This window comes from Cellulomonas sp. McL0617 (genome assembly GCF_049994875.1).
Taxonomy (GTDB): domain Bacteria; phylum Actinomycetota; class Actinomycetes; order Actinomycetales; family Cellulomonadaceae; genus Cellulomonas.
This window is the reverse complement of the sequence record NZ_CP188256.1, coordinates 2,615,981-2,632,141: the sequence shown is the minus strand read 5'-3', so window position 1 is coordinate 2,632,141 and position 16,161 is coordinate 2,615,981. Positions and strand designations below refer to the sequence as shown.

16 protein-coding genes are annotated in these 16,161 nt (G+C 72.1%); 11 read left to right on the top strand and 5 right to left on the bottom strand.

The window, feature by feature from the left end:
* Window positions 1–277: 277 nt before the first annotated feature.
* Together ACPPVS_RS12000 and recO are read left to right on the top strand one after the other, a co-directional pair.
* Window positions 278–1,927 carry an HNH endonuclease gene (locus tag ACPPVS_RS12000; protein ID WP_426592494.1) on the top strand — a complete coding sequence of 550 codons (1,650 nt, stop codon included), beginning with the start codon at window positions 278–280 and terminating at the stop codon, window positions 1,925–1,927.
* A 126-nt stretch (window positions 1,928–2,053) separates the two neighbouring features.
* Entirely contained in the window at window positions 2,054–2,785 is a 732-nt protein-coding gene (recO, locus tag ACPPVS_RS11995) for a DNA repair protein RecO (RefSeq protein WP_426592493.1), read from the top strand.
* Between the two features lie 22 nt (window positions 2,786–2,807).
* On the opposite strand, the gene ACPPVS_RS11990 is transcribed toward recO, so the two are convergent.
* On the bottom strand, window positions 2,808–3,293 hold the full coding sequence (locus ACPPVS_RS11990; protein ID WP_426592492.1) for an SRPBCC family protein: 486 nt from the start codon (window positions 3,291–3,293) through the stop codon (window positions 2,808–2,810).
* Between the two features lie 103 nt (window positions 3,294–3,396).
* Here ACPPVS_RS11990 and ACPPVS_RS11985 point away from each other — a divergent pair, with 103 nt between their 5' ends.
* Window positions 3,397–4,194: an isoprenyl transferase gene (locus ACPPVS_RS11985; RefSeq protein ID WP_426592491.1), complete on the top strand. Its 798-nt coding sequence runs from the start codon at window positions 3,397–3,399 to the stop codon at window positions 4,192–4,194.
* Window positions 4,195–4,228: 34 nt separating this feature from the next.
* On the top strand, window positions 4,229–4,576 hold the full coding sequence (locus ACPPVS_RS11980; RefSeq protein ID WP_426592490.1) for a VOC family protein: 348 nt from the start codon (window positions 4,229–4,231) through the stop codon (window positions 4,574–4,576).
* A 16-nt stretch (window positions 4,577–4,592) separates the two neighbouring features.
* Here the strand turns inward: ACPPVS_RS11980 and ACPPVS_RS11975 are convergent, their stop codons facing one another.
* The 3 genes from ACPPVS_RS11975 to ACPPVS_RS11965 are packed head-to-tail and all read right to left on the bottom strand — an operon-like array spanning window position 4,593 to window position 7,287.
* On the bottom strand, window positions 4,593–5,540 hold the full coding sequence (locus ACPPVS_RS11975; protein WP_426592489.1) for a metal ABC transporter permease: 948 nt from the start codon (window positions 5,538–5,540) through the stop codon (window positions 4,593–4,595).
* Complete coding sequence (locus ACPPVS_RS11970; RefSeq protein ID WP_426592488.1) at window positions 5,537–6,325, bottom strand: metal ABC transporter ATP-binding protein; 789 nt, start codon at window positions 6,323–6,325, stop codon at window positions 5,537–5,539. The genes ACPPVS_RS11975 and ACPPVS_RS11970 overlap by 4 nt, the downstream gene beginning before the upstream one ends.
* Window positions 6,322–7,287 carry a metal ABC transporter substrate-binding protein gene (locus ACPPVS_RS11965; protein WP_426592487.1) on the bottom strand — a complete coding sequence of 322 codons (966 nt, stop codon included), beginning with the start codon at window positions 7,285–7,287 and terminating at the stop codon, window positions 6,322–6,324. The genes ACPPVS_RS11970 and ACPPVS_RS11965 overlap by 4 nt, the downstream gene beginning before the upstream one ends.
* Window positions 7,288–7,436: 149 nt before the next feature.
* On the opposite strand from ACPPVS_RS11965, the gene ACPPVS_RS11960 reads away from it, so the two are divergent.
* From ACPPVS_RS11960 to dusB, 6 genes are all read left to right on the top strand, one after another.
* The gene (locus tag ACPPVS_RS11960) at window positions 7,437–8,822 is read left to right on the top strand and encodes a glycine--tRNA ligase (RefSeq protein WP_426592486.1); all 1,386 of its coding nucleotides are present in this window, start codon (window positions 7,437–7,439) and stop codon (window positions 8,820–8,822) included.
* A gap of 98 nt (window positions 8,823–8,920) precedes the next feature.
* Window positions 8,921–9,883, top strand: coding sequence for an ABC transporter ATP-binding protein (locus ACPPVS_RS11955; RefSeq protein ID WP_426592485.1), 963 nt, complete (start codon window positions 8,921–8,923; stop codon window positions 9,881–9,883).
* Window positions 9,880–10,671, top strand: coding sequence for an ABC transporter permease (locus tag ACPPVS_RS11950; RefSeq protein ID WP_426592484.1), 792 nt, complete (start codon window positions 9,880–9,882; stop codon window positions 10,669–10,671). Before ACPPVS_RS11955 ends, ACPPVS_RS11950 begins: the two co-directional genes overlap by 4 nt.
* A 50-nt stretch (window positions 10,672–10,721) precedes the next feature.
* A complete protein-coding gene (locus tag ACPPVS_RS11945; protein WP_426592483.1) occupies window positions 10,722–11,930 on the top strand; it encodes a sensor histidine kinase in 1,209 nt (402 codons plus the stop codon).
* Window positions 11,927–12,538, top strand: coding sequence for a response regulator (locus ACPPVS_RS11940; protein WP_426592482.1), 612 nt, complete (start codon window positions 11,927–11,929; stop codon window positions 12,536–12,538). Before ACPPVS_RS11945 ends, ACPPVS_RS11940 begins: the two co-directional genes overlap by 4 nt.
* 14 nt (window positions 12,539–12,552) lie before the next feature.
* Window positions 12,553–13,725: a tRNA dihydrouridine synthase DusB gene (dusB, locus tag ACPPVS_RS11935; RefSeq protein WP_426592481.1), complete on the top strand. Its 1,173-nt coding sequence runs from the start codon at window positions 12,553–12,555 to the stop codon at window positions 13,723–13,725.
* Between the two features lie 4 nt (window positions 13,726–13,729).
* On the opposite strand, the gene ACPPVS_RS11930 is transcribed toward dusB, so the two are convergent.
* Complete coding sequence (locus ACPPVS_RS11930; protein ID WP_426592480.1) at window positions 13,730–14,605, bottom strand: carbohydrate kinase family protein; 876 nt, start codon at window positions 14,603–14,605, stop codon at window positions 13,730–13,732.
* A gap of 99 nt (window positions 14,606–14,704) precedes the next feature.
* Here ACPPVS_RS11930 and ACPPVS_RS11925 point away from each other — a divergent pair, with 99 nt between their 5' ends.
* On the top strand, window positions 14,705–16,153 hold the full coding sequence (locus tag ACPPVS_RS11925) for an alpha-amylase (protein ID WP_426592479.1): 1,449 nt from the start codon (window positions 14,705–14,707) through the stop codon (window positions 16,151–16,153).
* Window positions 16,154–16,161: the final 8 nt, after the last annotated feature.

Sequence of the window (16,161 nt, the reverse complement as noted above, 5' to 3'; positions counted from 1 at the left end):
ACGTTCGCGCCGCCGACTCCTCGCCTGCACGCCCGTCACCATCCCCGACGGATGCATCGCGACTCCGAGTCGGCGGCGCGAGCCATCTGCACCCCGCCCCGCGAGTGCCGGCTCGGCCAGAGCCCGGACCCCGACGTCAGCCCATGCTCGGGACGAACGCACGCCGGCATCCCCCAGCGAGCGGGGGACTCGCGTCGTCCCGCAGGCGACGCGCATGTCCGGCGCCAGGATGTGGACAAATCGAGCGAATCGAACAGATGTTCGATAGGCTCGTGGGGTGACGACAACCCCGGCAGCACCGATCCGCACAGCGGCGATGCCGCCGCGCGTCGTCGACGCCGCGGCCGTCGCACTCTGGCGCCGTGAGCTCCTCGGCGGGCTGGGCGGCGTCAACGGGAGTCCGCCGCGTCCGACCGACGACGCGCCGTCGGAAGCGTTCCAGCCGATCCCGGCCCAGGTCGCGCACCGTGTCCCAGATCGAGCGCGGGGCACTGCGGCCCCGGACATGGTGACCCATGCTGACCCGGCCCCGACGAGTGTGGCCCTCGTCGACCTCATCGCAGCGCTCGAGCAGCTCAAGTCGGCGGCGTGCGCGCTCCAGGCGGAGGCGTCCGTGGCGCTCGACCGGGCCGAGCGTGAGAGGCAGGCGCACCTGGGCATCCCGGTGAGACGGCGCGGTCTCGGTGTCGCCGCACAGGTCGGTCTTGCCCGTCGGGAGTCGCCGCATCGCAGCTCTGCTCTTCTCGGCGCCGCCAAGGCCTGGACATCGGAGATGCCGCACACGCTGGCCGCCCTGCGCGCGGGTGTGCTCTCGGAGCATCGGGCGATTCTGCTGGTCCAGGAGACGGCATGCCTCGAGGTCGAGGATCGTCGCGCCGTCGACGCGCTGCTCTGCGCGGACCCGGCGACACTGGCCGGGGTCGGGACGCGTCAGCTCGTGGCGGCAGCGCGCGCGCACGCCGCGCGGCTGGACGTCGGTGCCGTGGTGCGTCGCGCGCGCCGGGCTGAGTCCGAGCGCTGCGTGACGCTACGACCGGCGCCGGACGCCATGACCTACCTGACCGCGCTGCTGCCCGTGGCACAGGGCGTCGCCGTTTATGCAGCACTCCGCCGAGCCGCTGACGCAGCCGACGATCCGATGACAGGCGGCGAGTCCGCGACGCACGTCGCCGGCGAGGCGAGCGTCAGGGTCGCGTCGCGCCGGGGTCGCGGGCAGATCATGGCAGACACGCTGGTGGAGCTCGTGACCGGCCAGTCGAGCGCGTCGGCGGTGCCGGTCACCGTGAACCTCGTGATCAGTGACGCCGCCCTGCTCGGAGCCCAGCATGAACCTGGGCACGTGCCGGGCGGTGGCCCGGTCCCGGCGCAGGTAGCCCGTGAGCTGGTCGCCGCGGGTATCGACGCGGGCGCGACCTGGCTGCGTCGCCTGTATGCCGACCCCCGCGGAGACCTGGTGGCGATGACATCGCGCGCGCGGTTCCATCCGGACGGCCTGGCCGAGTTCCTGAGGATCCGGGACCATGGGATCTGTCGAACGCCGTACTGCGGCGCCCCGATCAGGCAGATCGACCACATCGTCCCGGTTGCCGCCGGCGGAGCGACGACGGCCGAGAACGGCGAAGGTCTGTGCGTGGCCTGCAACCTCGCCAAGGAAGCGCCGGGTTGGGCACGCCGAGTTGTCCGAGCCGCCGCGGCTCCTGGGCACGCGGTGGAGACGTCGACGCCCACCGGGCACCGCTACATCAGTCGTGCGCCGACCATGCCAGGACCGGCTACACCACCAGCCACGGCCCAAGCCGTCGCCGCAGCCTCGGACCCTGCACAGGTCGGGGCCCGCGAGGGTTCGAGCGCGGCGCGTCGCGAGCGGTCGGTAGTGGATCTCTGCTTCACCGCGCTCCTCGCCGAGCACGTCGACGTCGCTGCCTGACCGGTCCCTGCGTGTGGCTGATCTCAGCATCGCGCATTCCGACCCGTGCGACCGATCCCGTGATCTGGCGTGGGTCGCCGCCGCGCGCCGACGTCGAGTGTCGGTGGCCCGGGGGACAATGACGAGGTGAGCCTCTACCGCGACGAGGCGATCGTGCTGCGCACCCACAAGCTGGGGGAGGCCGACCGCATCGTCACCCTCCTGACCCGGTCGCACGGCAAGGTGCGTGCGGTCGGCAAGGGTGTGCGTCGGACGTCGTCGCGGTTCGGCTCGCGGCTGGAGCCCTTCATGCACGTCGACGTCCAGCTGAGCACCGGCCGCAACCTCGACATCGTCACGCAGGCAGAGACGCTCGGCTCGTACGGGCGTCAGGTGTGCGAGGACTACGCGCTCTACACCGCGGGCACCGTGATGCTCGAGACGGCGGACCGACTGGTCGAGGCCGAGCGTGAGCCGTCCCTGCAGCAGTACTGGCTGCTGGTCGGCGCGGTCCGTGCGCTGGCCGGTCGCGAGCACGCGCCGGGCCTGGTGCTCGACTCCTACCTGCTGCGCGCGCTGGCGGTCGCGGGTTGGGCGCCGAGCTTCACCGACTGCGCGCGGTGCGGTGAACCGGGTCCGCACTCCGCCTTCGCGATCGCGTCCGGCGGGGCGGTCTGCCGGGCTTGTCGGCCCCCGGGCGCCGCCGCACCGGCGCCGCAGACGTTCGAGCTGCTGGCCGCCCTCCTCGCCGGCGACTGGCCGGTGGCGGACGCGAGCGCCGAGCGGCACCGCGGCGAGGGCAACGGTCTGGTCGCCGCGTTCTGCCAGTTCCACCTCGAGCGCCAGCTGCGCTCGCTGCCGATGGTCGAGCGGGTCTGACCGCCCGACCATCGGCGTCGGGTCAGGCCAGGGCGACGACCGCGGCGTCGGCCGGGTTCGCGTCCTTCGAGCCCGTCTCGATCAGGCGACGCAGGTTCCCGAGCACGTAGGAGCTCCACGCGTCGTCGCAGACGTCGTAGCACTCGTGCTCCGGGACCAGGCCGACGTGGGTGAACACGACCTGCGTGCGACCGTCCCGCTCGGAGACGTCGAACGTGACGGTGGTGCCGTCCCACTCCTGGCGGTTCGCGATGAAGGTGAGCTCGCTGTCCAGGGCCAACCATGCGACCCGGGTGCTCGGGACGAGCTCGGTGATCCGGAACTTGACGTAGTGCAGGTCGGCGACGACGTAGGTGAACTCCTCGCCGAGCGCGTCGGTGCGGCCCTCGATCTGCGGCTCGGTCGGCGCCGGCGGGCCGGCCCACCAGCCGCGGACGTCGTTGATGGCGGCGAACGCCTGCTCCGGTGTCTGGTCGACGGTGAAGGTCAGGGTGAGGTCGGTGCTCATGCTCGTGCTCCTCTCGGATATGCAACTCGGATGTTGCACTTCACGGTAGGCGACGAACAGCCATACTGCAACCATTCGGTTTCAGTTCACCGGGAGCGGCACAATGTCCGTCGTGCCCCAGCCTGTCGAGCCGCCGTACCCGCATCCGTCCGGTGCCCGTCCGCCGGACATCCCCAAGGAGTTCGTGCCCAAGCACGTCGCCGTGGTGATGGACGGCAACGGCCGCTGGGCCAACGCGCGCGGGCTGCCGCGCGTCGAAGGGCACCGGGCGGGGGAGGCGTCACTCCTCGACGTCGTGGCCGGCGCCATCGAGATCGGCGTCGAGTACGTCTCGGCCTACGCCTTCTCCACCGAGAACTGGTCCCGGTCTCCCGACGAGGTCCGCTTCCTCATGGGCTTCAACCGCGACGTGCTGCGACGCCGCCGCGACCTGATGAACTCGTGGGGCGTCCGCGTCCGCTGGGCCGGCCGCCGCCCGAGGCTGTGGCGGTCGGTGATCACAGAGCTGGAGACCGCCGAGGAGCTGACCAAGCACAACTCCACCGTCACCCTCACCATGTGCGTGAACTACGGGGGCAGGGCCGAGGTGGCCGACGCCGCCCAGGCGATCGCCCGCGACGTCGCCGCCGGTCGCGTGAAGCCGGACAAGGTCAACGAGAAGCTGTTCGCCCGTTACCTCGACGAGCCCGACCTGCCCGACGTCGACCTGTTCCTGCGCTCGTCCGGTGAGCAGCGGACCTCGAACTTCATGATCTGGCAGGCGGCCTACGCCGAGCTGGTCTTCCTCGACGAGCCGTGGCCGGACGTCGACCGCCGGCACCTGTGGCGCGCGGTCGAGACGTACGCGCGCCGCGACCGACGCTACGGCGGCGCGATCGACAAGGCCGACCCGCCGGGCTGAGCGCGTGTCGGCGACCGCGGTTAGCGTCGACGACATGACGTTCTCCGTGGAGATGATCACGTTCGACACGCTCGACGCGCGCGCGCTCGCCGCCTGGTGGTCCGCTCAGGTGGGCGGGCAGGTGCGCGACGAGCACGACGGCTGGTACGTGATGGTCGTGCCCCCGGACGGTGGTCCGTGGCTCGGGTTCCAGAAGGTCGACGAGCCCACGCCAGGCAAGAACCGGGTGCACCTGGACGTCCGGCTGCCGGATCCGGCGGCGGCGATCGAACGGCTCGTGACGAACGGTGCGACCTTCGTCGCCGACCATGAGGCGGGTCCGGTGGCCTGGACCGTCCTGGCCGACCCGGATGGCAACCAGTTCTGCGTCGCGCGGAGCTAGGGCAGCTCCCGGACGTTCAGCCGGCGACGGTCCGTGAGGGCGGATCGACCACGGCGTCGTCGACGAGCAGGACGTCGTCGACCATGTCCGGATGGGGGTCCCGCGGCGGTATCGGTCGCCGGACGAACGGGCGCAGGGACGCGCCGACGCCGTAGACGACGATGGCCAGCACGACGATCGTCGCGCCCGGCGGGATGTCCTGCCAGTACGTGAGCACGAGTCCGCCGACGCTCACCAGGACGCCGATGATGCTCGCCGCGGTCATGGTGCGGCCGAACGAGCGGGCGTAGAGCTGCGCGATCGCGACCGGCACGATCATCAGCGCGCTGACCAGAAGCAGGCCGACGACGCGCATCGCGATGGTGACGGTGAGCGCGGCGATCGTCGCGACGAGCATCGACAGGAGCCGCACCGGCAACCCGCTCGCGCGGGCGAACTCCTCGTCGTGACTGACCGCGAACAGGGCCGTCCGCAGGCCGATCCCGACGCCGAGCACCATGGCGGCCAGCGCGACGGTCCACCACAGGTCCGTCGTCGAGACCGTGGAGATCGACCCGAACAGGTAGCTGATGAGGTTGGCGTTGGTGCCGCCGGCCACCTTGATGAGCAGCACGCCGCCCGCGATGCCTCCGTAGAACATCAGTGCGAGCGCGAGGTCCCCGCTGGTCCGGCCGCGCTCGCGGACGAGCTCGATGGCGATCGACCCGACGATCGCGGCGATCACGGCCCCGGGCACGGCCAGCGTGTCCTGCGGGACCAGCCCCGCCCAGCTGCCGACGAGCCAGCCCAGGGCGACACCGGTCAGGGCGACGTGCCCGATGCCGTCGCCCATGAGCGCCATGCGCCGCTGCACCAGGAACGTGCCGACGACGGGGGCGGCCGCGCCGACGAGCACCGCGGCGATCAGGGCGCGCTGCATCAGGGGCGAGCTGATCAGCTCGACGATCTGGTCCCACGCGGTCACGGGAGCACCTCCACGTTCAACGGCGACGGGGCCTCGGCAGGGTCGGAGTGCGCGTGCGTGTGGTCGTGCCACTCGCCGGCGTGCTCGTCGCGGGCGCGCGGCGGGGGACCGTCGTGCGCGACACGCCCGTGCCGCAGGACCACGGCGCGGTCGATGAGGGGGGCGAACGGACCGAGCTCGTGCAGGATCACCACGACCGTGGTGCCCGCGTCGTGCAGCCGGCTGACGGTCTCGACGAACGTCGCCTGCGTCGGGATGTCGATGCCGGACGTCGGCTCGTCGAGGACCAGCAGGTCGGGCCGACGGACCAGGGCGCGGGCAATGAGGACGCGTTGCTGCTGCCCGCCCGACATGTCCTGGACCTGCTGCTGCGCGCGGTCGCCGAGCCCGACGTCGGCGAGCGCGTCGAGCGCCCGCCCACGGTGCCCGTGGGGGCGGCGGAGCGTCCTGCCGAAGAGCAGGCCCGAGGTGACCACCTCGAGCGCGGTCGCGGGCACGCCCGAGGCGGCAGGCATCCGCTGCGGGACGTAGCCGATGCGGTGCCACGGGGCCGCCGGTCCGAGCGGGGCACCGAACAGACGGACCGTCCCGGTGGTGGACGGGATGACGCCGAGCACGGTCCGGACGAGCGTCGACTTGCCGGACCCGTTGGCGCCGAGCAACGCCAGCACCTCGCCCGACGCGACCGTCACGTCGATTCCGGCGAGGATGGGCTGGCCGCCGATGGTCACGCCGAGGCCCGTCGCCTCGACCACCGGAACAGCGTCGATGACCGGTTCTCTCATGAGCACTCCAGGGCCGTGCGCAGGGCGTCGAGGTTGGCCTCGGCGATGGAGAAGTAGTCGTTCTTCGCGGGGTCGGCGACGCCCTCGATCGGGTCGAGCACGGCGGCCGTGATGCCGAGGTCGTCGGCGAGGGTGTCGGCCACCTTGGGGCTGACCAGGCGCTCGAAGAAGATCGTCGTGATGCCCTCCTTGCGCGCGTACCGCTCGACGGCGGCGAGCCGCGCCGGGGACGGCTCGGCCTCGGGGTCGATGCCGGAGATCCCGATCTGCTGCAGGTGGTACCGGTCCGCCAGGTACCCGAACGCCTCGTGGGAGGTGATGAACGAACGGGTGGTGCACGTCGTCAGGCCGGTCTTGTAGGCCACGTCGAGGTCGGCGAACCGCTGGTCCAGAGCGGCGGCGTTGGCGGCGTACTGGGCCGCGCCGGCCGGGTCGATCTCGGTGAGCGTGCGGGCGACGTCGTCGACGAGCGGTGGCATCCGGCTGGGATCCAGCCAGAAGTGCGGGTCGAGGACGCCGTGCTCGGGCTCGTCAGCGAGCGGGTCCCCGACGTGCACCTCCTGCGTGCGCTCCTGCGACGGAGTCATCAGCGTCGTGTCCTGCGCGGCGTCGACCACGTGCGCCGGGTTCGTCAGCGCGACCGCGTCGTCGACCGCGGGCTGGAAGCCCGACAGATAGACGACGAGGTCCGCCCGGTCGAGCCGGGAGACCTGCGCGGGGGAGAGCTCGATGTCGTGCGGCTCGGCACCGGGCGGCGTGAGCGAGCGGACCGTCACGCGGTCGCCACCCACCTGCTCGGCGACGAACTGCAGCGGGTAGAACGAGGCCATGACGTCCACGGTCCCGGCCGTCACACCCTGCGTCGCGTCGGCGGAGCATCCGGCGAGCAGGGACATGCCGACGGACCCCGCGACCACCAGCAGCGCGGCGAGCCGCGGCGCGTGGGACGTCCTGGAGAACATGGGGATCATTCTCAGTTTGTCGAGAACCATTGTCAAAACGTCGCCGGGGGTTCACCGGTAGCCTGCTGCTCATCCCCCGTGACTCCGACGTCGCGGTCCGTCCGTCCGCGACACCCAGCCGCGGACGCCACCACCTGGAGTGATCGAACGTGGCTGCACCCTCTCGCCTGGACTCTGTCGTCTCCCTCGCCAAGCGGCGCGGCTTCGTCTTCCCCAGCGGCGAGATCTACGGCGGTACCCGGTCGGCATGGGACTACGGACCCCTCGGCGTCGAGCTGAAGGAGAACATCAAGAAGCAGTGGTGGCGTGCCATGGTCCAGGGCCGCGAGGACATCGTCGGCCTGGACTCCGCCGTCATCCTGCCGCGCCAGGTCTGGGTAGCCTCCGGCCACGTCGGCGTGTTCACGGACCCGCTCACCGAGTGCCTCAGCTGCCACAAGCGGTTCCGCGAGGACCACATGCTGGAGGAGTTCGAGGAGAAGAAGGGGCGCGCGCCGGAGCACGGCCTGACCGACATCGCCTGCCCCAACTGCGGCACGCGCGGCCAGTGGACCGAGCCGCGCGACTTCAACATGATGCTCAAGACCTACCTCGGCCCGGTCGAGGACGAGTCCGGCCTGCACTACCTGCGGCCGGAGACCGCGCAGGGCATCTTCGTGAACTTCGCCAACGTGTCGACCACCGCCCGCAAGAAGCCGCCGTTCGGCATCGGCCAGATCGGCAAGTCGTTCCGCAACGAGATCACGCCCGGCAACTTCATCTTCCGCACCCGCGAGTTCGAGCAGATGGAGATGGAGTACTTCGTCGAGCCCGGCACCGACGAGACCTGGCACCAGTACTGGATCGACACGCGCACCGACTGGTACACCGACCTCGGCATCGCCCGGGAGAACCTGCGCCACTTCGAGCACCCGAAGGAGAAGCTGTCGCACTACTCGAAGCGCACCGTCGACATCGAGTACCGCTTCGGCTTCCAGGGCAGCGAGTGGGGTGAGCTCGAGGGCATCGCCAACCGCACCGACTTCGACCTCAAGACGCACAGCGAGCACTCCGGCCAGGACCTGTCGTACTTCGACCAGGCGACGAACACCCGGTACGTGCCCTACGTCATCGAGCCGGCGGCCGGCCTGACCCGCTCGCTCATGGCGTTCCTCGTCGAGGCCTACTACGAGGACGAGGCCCCCAACACCAAGGGCGGGGTCGACGTCCGCACGGTGCTCCGGCTCGACCCGCGCCTCGCCCCGGTCAAGGCCGCGGTCCTGCCGCTGTCGCGCAACGAGGCGCTCTCGCCGAAGGCCCGCGACCTGGCCGCCGAGCTGCGCAAGAGCTGGAACGTCGACTTCGACGACGCCGGTGCGATCGGTCGGCGCTACCGTCGCCAGGACGAGATCGGCACGCCGTTCTGCATCACCGTCGACTTCGACACCCTCGACGACCAGGCCGTGACCATCCGGCACCGGGACGAGATGACGCAGGAGCGCGTCTCGCTCGACCAGGTGCCCGGCTACCTCGCGGCGCGCCTGATCGGCGCCTGACCTCCGCAGCACGTACAGGTGGCGCCGTGACATCCGTCATCTCGATCGGGTGACGCGCGACGGGGGTCCGACACCCCGACAACCGCCAGGATCAAGGCATGACCTTCACCGACACGCTCCCCACCCCGGCCCCGGCCGGCTCGGGCCCGCTGGCGATCGATCTGCGCGGCCTGCACAAGTCCTTCGGCACGGTGCGTGCCGTCGACGGCATCGACCTGGCGGTCACGCCGGGTGAGGTCGTCGCGTTCCTCGGCCCCAACGGCGCCGGAAAGACGACCACGATCGACATGCTGCTCGGCCTGGCCAACCCCGACTCGGGCACCGTGTCCGTCCTCGGGCTCGAACCAGGCCGGGCGATCGCGGAGGGTCGTGTGTCCGCCGTCATGCAGAGCGGCGGGCTGCTCAAGGACCTCACGGTGGGCGAGACGGTCGAGCTGACCGCGTCGTTCTTCCGGACCACCCGCACCGCGACCGAGGTGATGACCCGCGCCGGGATCGCCGACATCGCCGACCGCAAGGTGGGCAAGTGCTCGGGAGGTCAGCAGCAGCGGCTCCGGTTCGCCCTCGCCCTGCTGCCCGACCCGGACGTCATCATCCTCGACGAGCCCACCACAGGAATGGACGTCGAGGGCCGACGCGACTTCTGGAACGCCCTGCGCGCCGACGCGTCCCGCGGCCGCACGATCCTGTTCGCCACCCACTACCTGGAGGAGGCGGACGCCTACGCGGACCGGATCGTCCTGATCAGCCACGGCAAGATCGTCGCCGACGGGTCGGCCGCGCAGGTCAAGAACCTCGCGTCCGGCCGCCTCGTGAGCGCGTCGCTGCCCGACATCACCGTCGCCGAGCAGACCACGCTCGAGGCCCTGCCCGGGGTCCAGTCGGTCGAGCTGCGCGGCGACCGCATCCTGGTGCGGACCGCCGACTCCGACGGCGTCGCGCGCCACCTGCTCACCACCACGCACGCCGTCGACATCGAGATCACCGCCCGTGGCCTCGAGGACGCGTTCATCGCACTCACGGGCGACCACAACGACGAGACCACCGGGAGCAAGGCATGAGCGCCGTCGCCGTCACCACCTCGAGGACCTCCGCCGAGCGCGCGCCGCGCACCGGCCTGGTCAACGCCCGGTTCCTCGCCATCGAGATGCGCCGACTGGTCCGCAACCGCCGGACCGTCATCTTCACGCTCGTCATGCCGCCGGTGTTCTTCCTGCTGTTCGGCACGGCCGAGTCGTACAAGACCGACTCCGTCGGCAAGGCCAACGTCACGGCGTACATCATGGTCTCCATGGCGTTGTACGGCGCCATGATCGCGACGACGAGCGGTGGGGCCTCCGTCTCCGTCGAACGCGCGCAGGGCTGGACCCGGCAGCTGCGGCTGACCCCGCTGCGCCCGTCCACCTACGTGTTCACCAAGATCGCCGTGGCCATGGTGATGGGCCTGGCCGCCGTCATCGTCGTCGCCGCCGTGGGCATGGCGTCGGGCTCGACGGGCTCGGGCGCCGTGATCGGCACCTCGCTCGCGCTCGCCTGGGTGGGCTCGGTCGTGTTCGCCGCGTTCGGGCTGTTCATGGGCTACCTGCTGCCGTCGGAGAACGTCATGCAGATCCTCGGCCCGTCGCTCGCGCTGCTCGCCTTCGCCGGGGGCCTCTTCGTCCCGCTCGGGGAGGGCGTCTTCGCGACGCTCGCCAAGTTCACCCCGATGTACGGGCTGGCCGAGCTGGTCCGGGCACCGCTGACCGGGGACGGCGTGAGCGTCTGGGCCATCATCAACGTGGTCGCCTGGGCCGCGGTGTTCGGGATCGGTGCCGCCTGGCGGTTCCGTCGCGACACGGCTCGGGTATGACCCGTCGAGGGGTCGCTGCGGCGGACCGCCGTCCGACTACCGTGGACGCCGTGACAGGCGAAGCGGAGGTCGGCGGCGCTCCGTCGCCCGACGACGAGCACGACGCCGGGTCGACGGTCCGCTTCCCGTACACGTACGACGGCCCGTTCGGCCGCCCGCGGGCGCACAAGGTCATGCGGGTCGTCGGCCCGCTCATGGGCGTCGTGTGGGTGCTCTTCCTCGTGCAGCCGTGGCTGGTGGCCTGGGACGCCGAGCCGAGCCTCGCCCGGACCGTCTCGCTGCTCGCGATCGCCGGCCTCGGGGCCAGCTTCGCCTGGGTGGTGCTGGCCCGGGTCTCGCCGGGCCGCGGCCTTCAGAAGTCCGACCGGCTCACGGCGGTCGTCCTGGGTGGGCAGCTCGTGCTCGTCGCGCTGTCGTGCCTGGCCACCGCCGAGCAGGGCCTGGGCGGGATCGTCTTCGTCTGCGTCTCGGCCGTGTTCCTCATGCGGGATCCGCGGGCACTGCTGGTGGCCGCGTTCGCCACCGGTGTCGTCCTGGTGGTCCCCCGGGTGATCCCCGGCTGGCAGACCACCGACGGGCTGATCATCTCGGTGATCCTGGCCACCGTGGCGGTCTACGGCTTCACCCAGCTCGTGCTGCGCAACCGGCAGCTCCAGCTGGCGCAGGACGAGGTCGCCGTGCTCGCCGTCGAGCGGGAGCGCGAGCGGATCAGCCGCGACATGCACGACGTCCTCGGGCACTCGTTGACGGTCATCGCGATCAAGGCCGAGCTCGCGGGCAAGGTGTTCGACCTCGACCCCGACCGGTCACGCGCCGAGATCGCCGAGGTCCAGGCCCTGGCCCGCGCCGCGCTCGCGGACGTGCGCGGGATGGTGAACGCGACCCGCTCGGTGACCCTGGCGGGCGAGCTGGCCGGCGCCCGGCACGCGTTCGACGCCGCGGGCATCGACGCCGAGGTCCCCGGCAGCATCGACGACGTCCCGGACGACCTGCGCGAGCTGTTCGCGTGGGCCCTGCGGGAGGGCACCACCAACGTCCTGCGCCACGCGGCGGCCTCGAAGGTCCGGGTCGCCATGACGTGCGACACGCTGACCGTCGACGACGACGGCTACGGGCCGGCCGAGGCGGACGTCGTGCCGGGCAACGGGCTCGCCGGCCTGTCCGAGCGCGCCCGGGCCGCCCGGGCCCGCGTCAGTGTCACCGCCAGCCCACTGGGCGGCTACCGGCTGCTCGTCACGACGAAGGTGGTCGCCCGATGATCCGGCTCCTGCTGGCCGACGACCAGGCGCTCGTGCGCGGTGCGCTCGCGGCCCTGCTCGACCTCGAGCCGGACCTGGTCGTGGTCGCCCAGGTGGGTCGGGGCGACGAGGTCGTGGACGCGGCTCGGGCGAGTGAGGCCGACGTCGCGCTGCTCGACGTCGAGATGCCGGGCATCGACGGGATCGCCGCCGCTGCCGAGCTCAAGGCCCGTTACCCCGCGTGCCGGTCGCTGATCGTCACCACGTTCGGCCGACCCGGTTACGTGCGGCACGCGCTCGACGCGGGGGCCAGCGGGTTCGTCGTGAAGGACACGCCGGCCGACCAGCTGGCCGACGCGGTCCGGCGCGTCCACCAGGGGCTGCGCGTCATCGACCCGGACCTGGCGGTGGAGTCGCTGGCCGTCGGCACGAGCCCCCTGACCGACCGCGAGCGCGACGTGCTCGTCGTCGCGGCGACCGGCGGGACGGTCGCGGACATCGCCCGCGAGACGTTCCTGTCCGAGGGCACCGTCCGCAACTACCTGTCCGCGGCGATGGGCAAGACCGGCGGCCGGACCCGCGCGGAGGCCGTCCGGCTGGCCCAGGAGTACGGCTGGCTCCTGGGCTGAGGGAGAATGGGGTCATGACCACTGCCCCTCTCGCACCCGGCGCCGTGCTGCCGCCGTTGCAGATCGGGCCGCTCACCATCGACACCCCCGTGGTGCTCGCGCCCATGGCCGGCGTCACCAACGCCGCGTTCCGGCGCCTGTGCCGCGAGTCCGGGGCCGGGCTGTACGTCGCGGAGATGGTCACGTCGCGCGCGCTGGTCGAGCGCGGCGAGGAGTCGATGCGGATCATCTCGCACGAGCCCGACGAGCGTCCGCGGTCCGTCCAGGTCTACGGCGTGGACCCCGCGACGGTCGCCGCCGCGGTCCGGCTGATCGCCTCGGAGGACCGCGCCGACCACGTCGACCTCAACTTCGGCTGCCCGGTGCCCAAGGTGACGCGTCGGGGCGGGGGAGCCGTGCTGCCCTGGAAGCGCGACCTGTTCCGCGCCATCATCACGGCCGCGGTCGACGCGGCCTCGCCCTACGGCGTGCCCGTCACGGTGAAGATGCGCAAGGGCATCGACGACGACCACCTGACCTACCTCGAGGCCGGTCTGGTCGCGCAGGAGGTCGGGGTCGCGGCCGTCGCGCTGCACGCGCGCACCGCCGCCGACTACTACTCGGGCACCGCCGACTGGGACGCGATCGCGCAGCTCAAGGCCACCGTGACCGACATCCCCGTGCTGGGCAACGGCGACATCTGGTCGGCCGAGGACGCGCTCGAGATGGTCGCGCAGACCGGGTGCGACGGCGTCGTCGTCGGTCGCGGCTGCCAGGGCCGACCGTGGCTGTTCGCCGACCTCGCAGCCGCGTTCGCCGGCTCCGACGAACGCGTGACGCCCGGTCTGGCCTACGTCGCGCGCGTGGTTCGTCGGCACGCGGAGCTGATGGTCGAGCACTTCGGGGACGAGGGCAAGGCGCTGCGCGAGATGCGCAAGCACATGGCCTGGTACTTCAAGGGGTACGTCGTGGGCGGCGAGACCCGGGCCGCGCTCGGCCTGGTCTCGACGATGGCCGAGCTGGACGACCGCTTGGCCGGGCTGGACCTCGACCAGGGCTATCCGGGTGCCGGCGCCGAGGGGCAGCGCGGTCGCGCGGGCTCGCCCAAGCGTCCGCTGCTTCCGTACGGCTGGCTGGACTCGCGCGACCTGTCCCCGGAGTTCGCGGCGGCCCTGCACGAGGCCGAGCTGAGCGTCTCCGGCGGCTGACGGCTCAGCCGCGCCGGACCTCGACCTGGGCGGCCAGACGGGCGACCTCGGGCCGGGTGGCCTGCGGGGCGCCGAGCGCCCGGGTGCCCACCGCGAGCGCACCCGCGGCCGCCGCGTGGGCGAGCGCGGTCGTCGTCGGGAGGCCGTCGAGGACGGCGCTGAGCAGGCCGGCCAGGAACGCGTCGCCGGCGCCGTTCGTGTCGACCACCTCGGCCGGGGCGACGCCCACCGAGATCCAGCCGTCGGCGTCGAGCGCGAGCGTGCCGTTCCCGCCGTCGGTGCAGACCGCGAGCCGGCAGCCGCGCGCGACGGCGTCCGACAGATACGCGCGACGGTCGGCCAGCCGGGCGGCGCTCACCAGCAGCACGTCGGCGGCATCGACGAAGTCCCGCGGGTAGTCGGCGGCGCCGTCGTCGTCGTGCACGTCGCACCAGACGGGGACGCCCGCGCCGCGCGCCGCCGCCAGGAGCGGACGGCTGTGGTCGGCCAGGTCGAGCACCGCCGCGTCGTACCCGTCGAACGACAGCATCCGGCTGGACGCCGGCGACGGCAGCTCGAGGTAGAGGGAGACGCGTGAGCCGTCGTCGGCCATCAGGTTGACGTGCCGTTCTGTCGCGGCGACGGGCTGGACGTCGAGCGTCAGGCGCGGGTGTGCGAGGGCCTTCCGCACCAGGGCTCCCTCGCGGTCGTCGCCGAGAGCCGTGCGCAGCGTGACGTCGACGCCGAGCGCGGTCAGCGTGACGGCCTTGCCGGCCGACGTGCCACCGAGGCCGTCGTGGTGCTCGCGCGCGAACAGCGTCTGCGACCGCGGCTCCGGCAGCGCGGGCAGGCTGATCAGGGTGTTCCAGGACGCGGGACCGTTGACGAGGACGCGAGGCACGCGCTCACCCTAGGTGCTGGTGGGAACGCCCGTCGCGTTCTAGGGTGGGCCGTCCTGCAACTTGCTGCAACGTCTTGCAGCCCGCACCCGGTGGTGACGATGACGCACCCGACCGCCCGCCTGGCCGCCCTGCTGGGCGCCTTGGCCCTCGGCCTCCTCGGCGCGTGCAGCAGCACGCCTGAGCCGTTGGCGACGCCGAGCGACGGCGGCGGGCACGACGTCGGCGTCGAGATGTTCCAGTGGACCTGGGACGCGATCGCGACGGAGTGCACCAACCACCTCGGGCCGGCCGGGTACGCCTGGGTGCTCACCAGCCCGCCGCAGGAGCACATCCTGGGGTCGCAGTGGTGGACGGCCTACCAGCCCGTCAGCTACCAGGTGGAGTCGCGGCTCGGCACCCGGGAGCAGTACGCCGCGATGGTGCGCACCTGCCACGCAGCCGGCGTCGACGTATGGGCGGACGCGGTGGTCAACCACATGACGGGCCAGGACACCCCCGGCACGGGGTGGGCCGGCTCGTCGTACGCGCACTACGACTACCCGGGCATCTACACCGACTCCGACTTCCACCACTGCGGGCTGACGGCGGACGACGACATCAGCAGCTACAAGGACGCCGAACAGGTGCAGACGTGCGAACTGGTCAACCTCGCCGACCTGGCCACGGAGACCGAGCACGTCCGGGCCACGATCGTCGCCTACCTGAAGGACCTGCTCTCGCTCGGGGTCGACGGGTTCCGCATCGACGCGGCCAAGCACATCCCGCCGGCGGACATCGCGGCCATCGTCGGACAGCTGCCGAAGGGCACGGGCATCGCCCAGGAGGTCATCCGCGGTGGCGGCGAGCCGATCACGCCCGAGCAGTACACCGCGAACGGGCAGGTCTACGAGTTCTCCTGGGGCAAGGACATCCAGGGCGTCCTGGCCGGCACCCCCGCACTCGCGCTCGACCTCGGCACGACCTCGCGCTACCTGCCGTCCGACGACGCCGTGATCTTCGTCGACAACCACGACACGGAGCGCAACGGCTCGACCCTCAGCTACGCCGACGGCGCGCAGTACGCGCTGGCGAACGTGCTCATGCTCGCCGGCACCTACGGCACGCCCGAGGTCTACACCGGCTACGCGTTCTCCGACCACGACGCCGGGCCGCCGCAGGACGCCGAGGGCCACGTGCTGGACGCGGCCTGCGGCGACGCGCCCGGACCCGCGGCGACCTACACCGACGGCGACTGGGTGTGCCAGCACCGGTGGCCGGCCATCGAGGGGATGGTCGGGTGGCGCGGCGTGGTCGGCGGCGCCCCGAAGGTCGACGAGTGGTCGCAGGGCGACGCCCTCGCGCTGGGCCGCGGCGACCGGGGCTTGGTGGTGGTCAACGCGGGCGACCACGAGCTGCGCACCGAGCTGACGACGAGCCTGCCGGACGGTGCCTACTGCGACGTCCTGTCCACGAAGGACTGCGCGCCCTCGACGGTCAAGAACGGCAAGCTCACGGTGACGGTCCCGGCGGCCTCGGCGCAGGCGTGGGACGTCGCCCGGCGCCCCTGATCCACCGC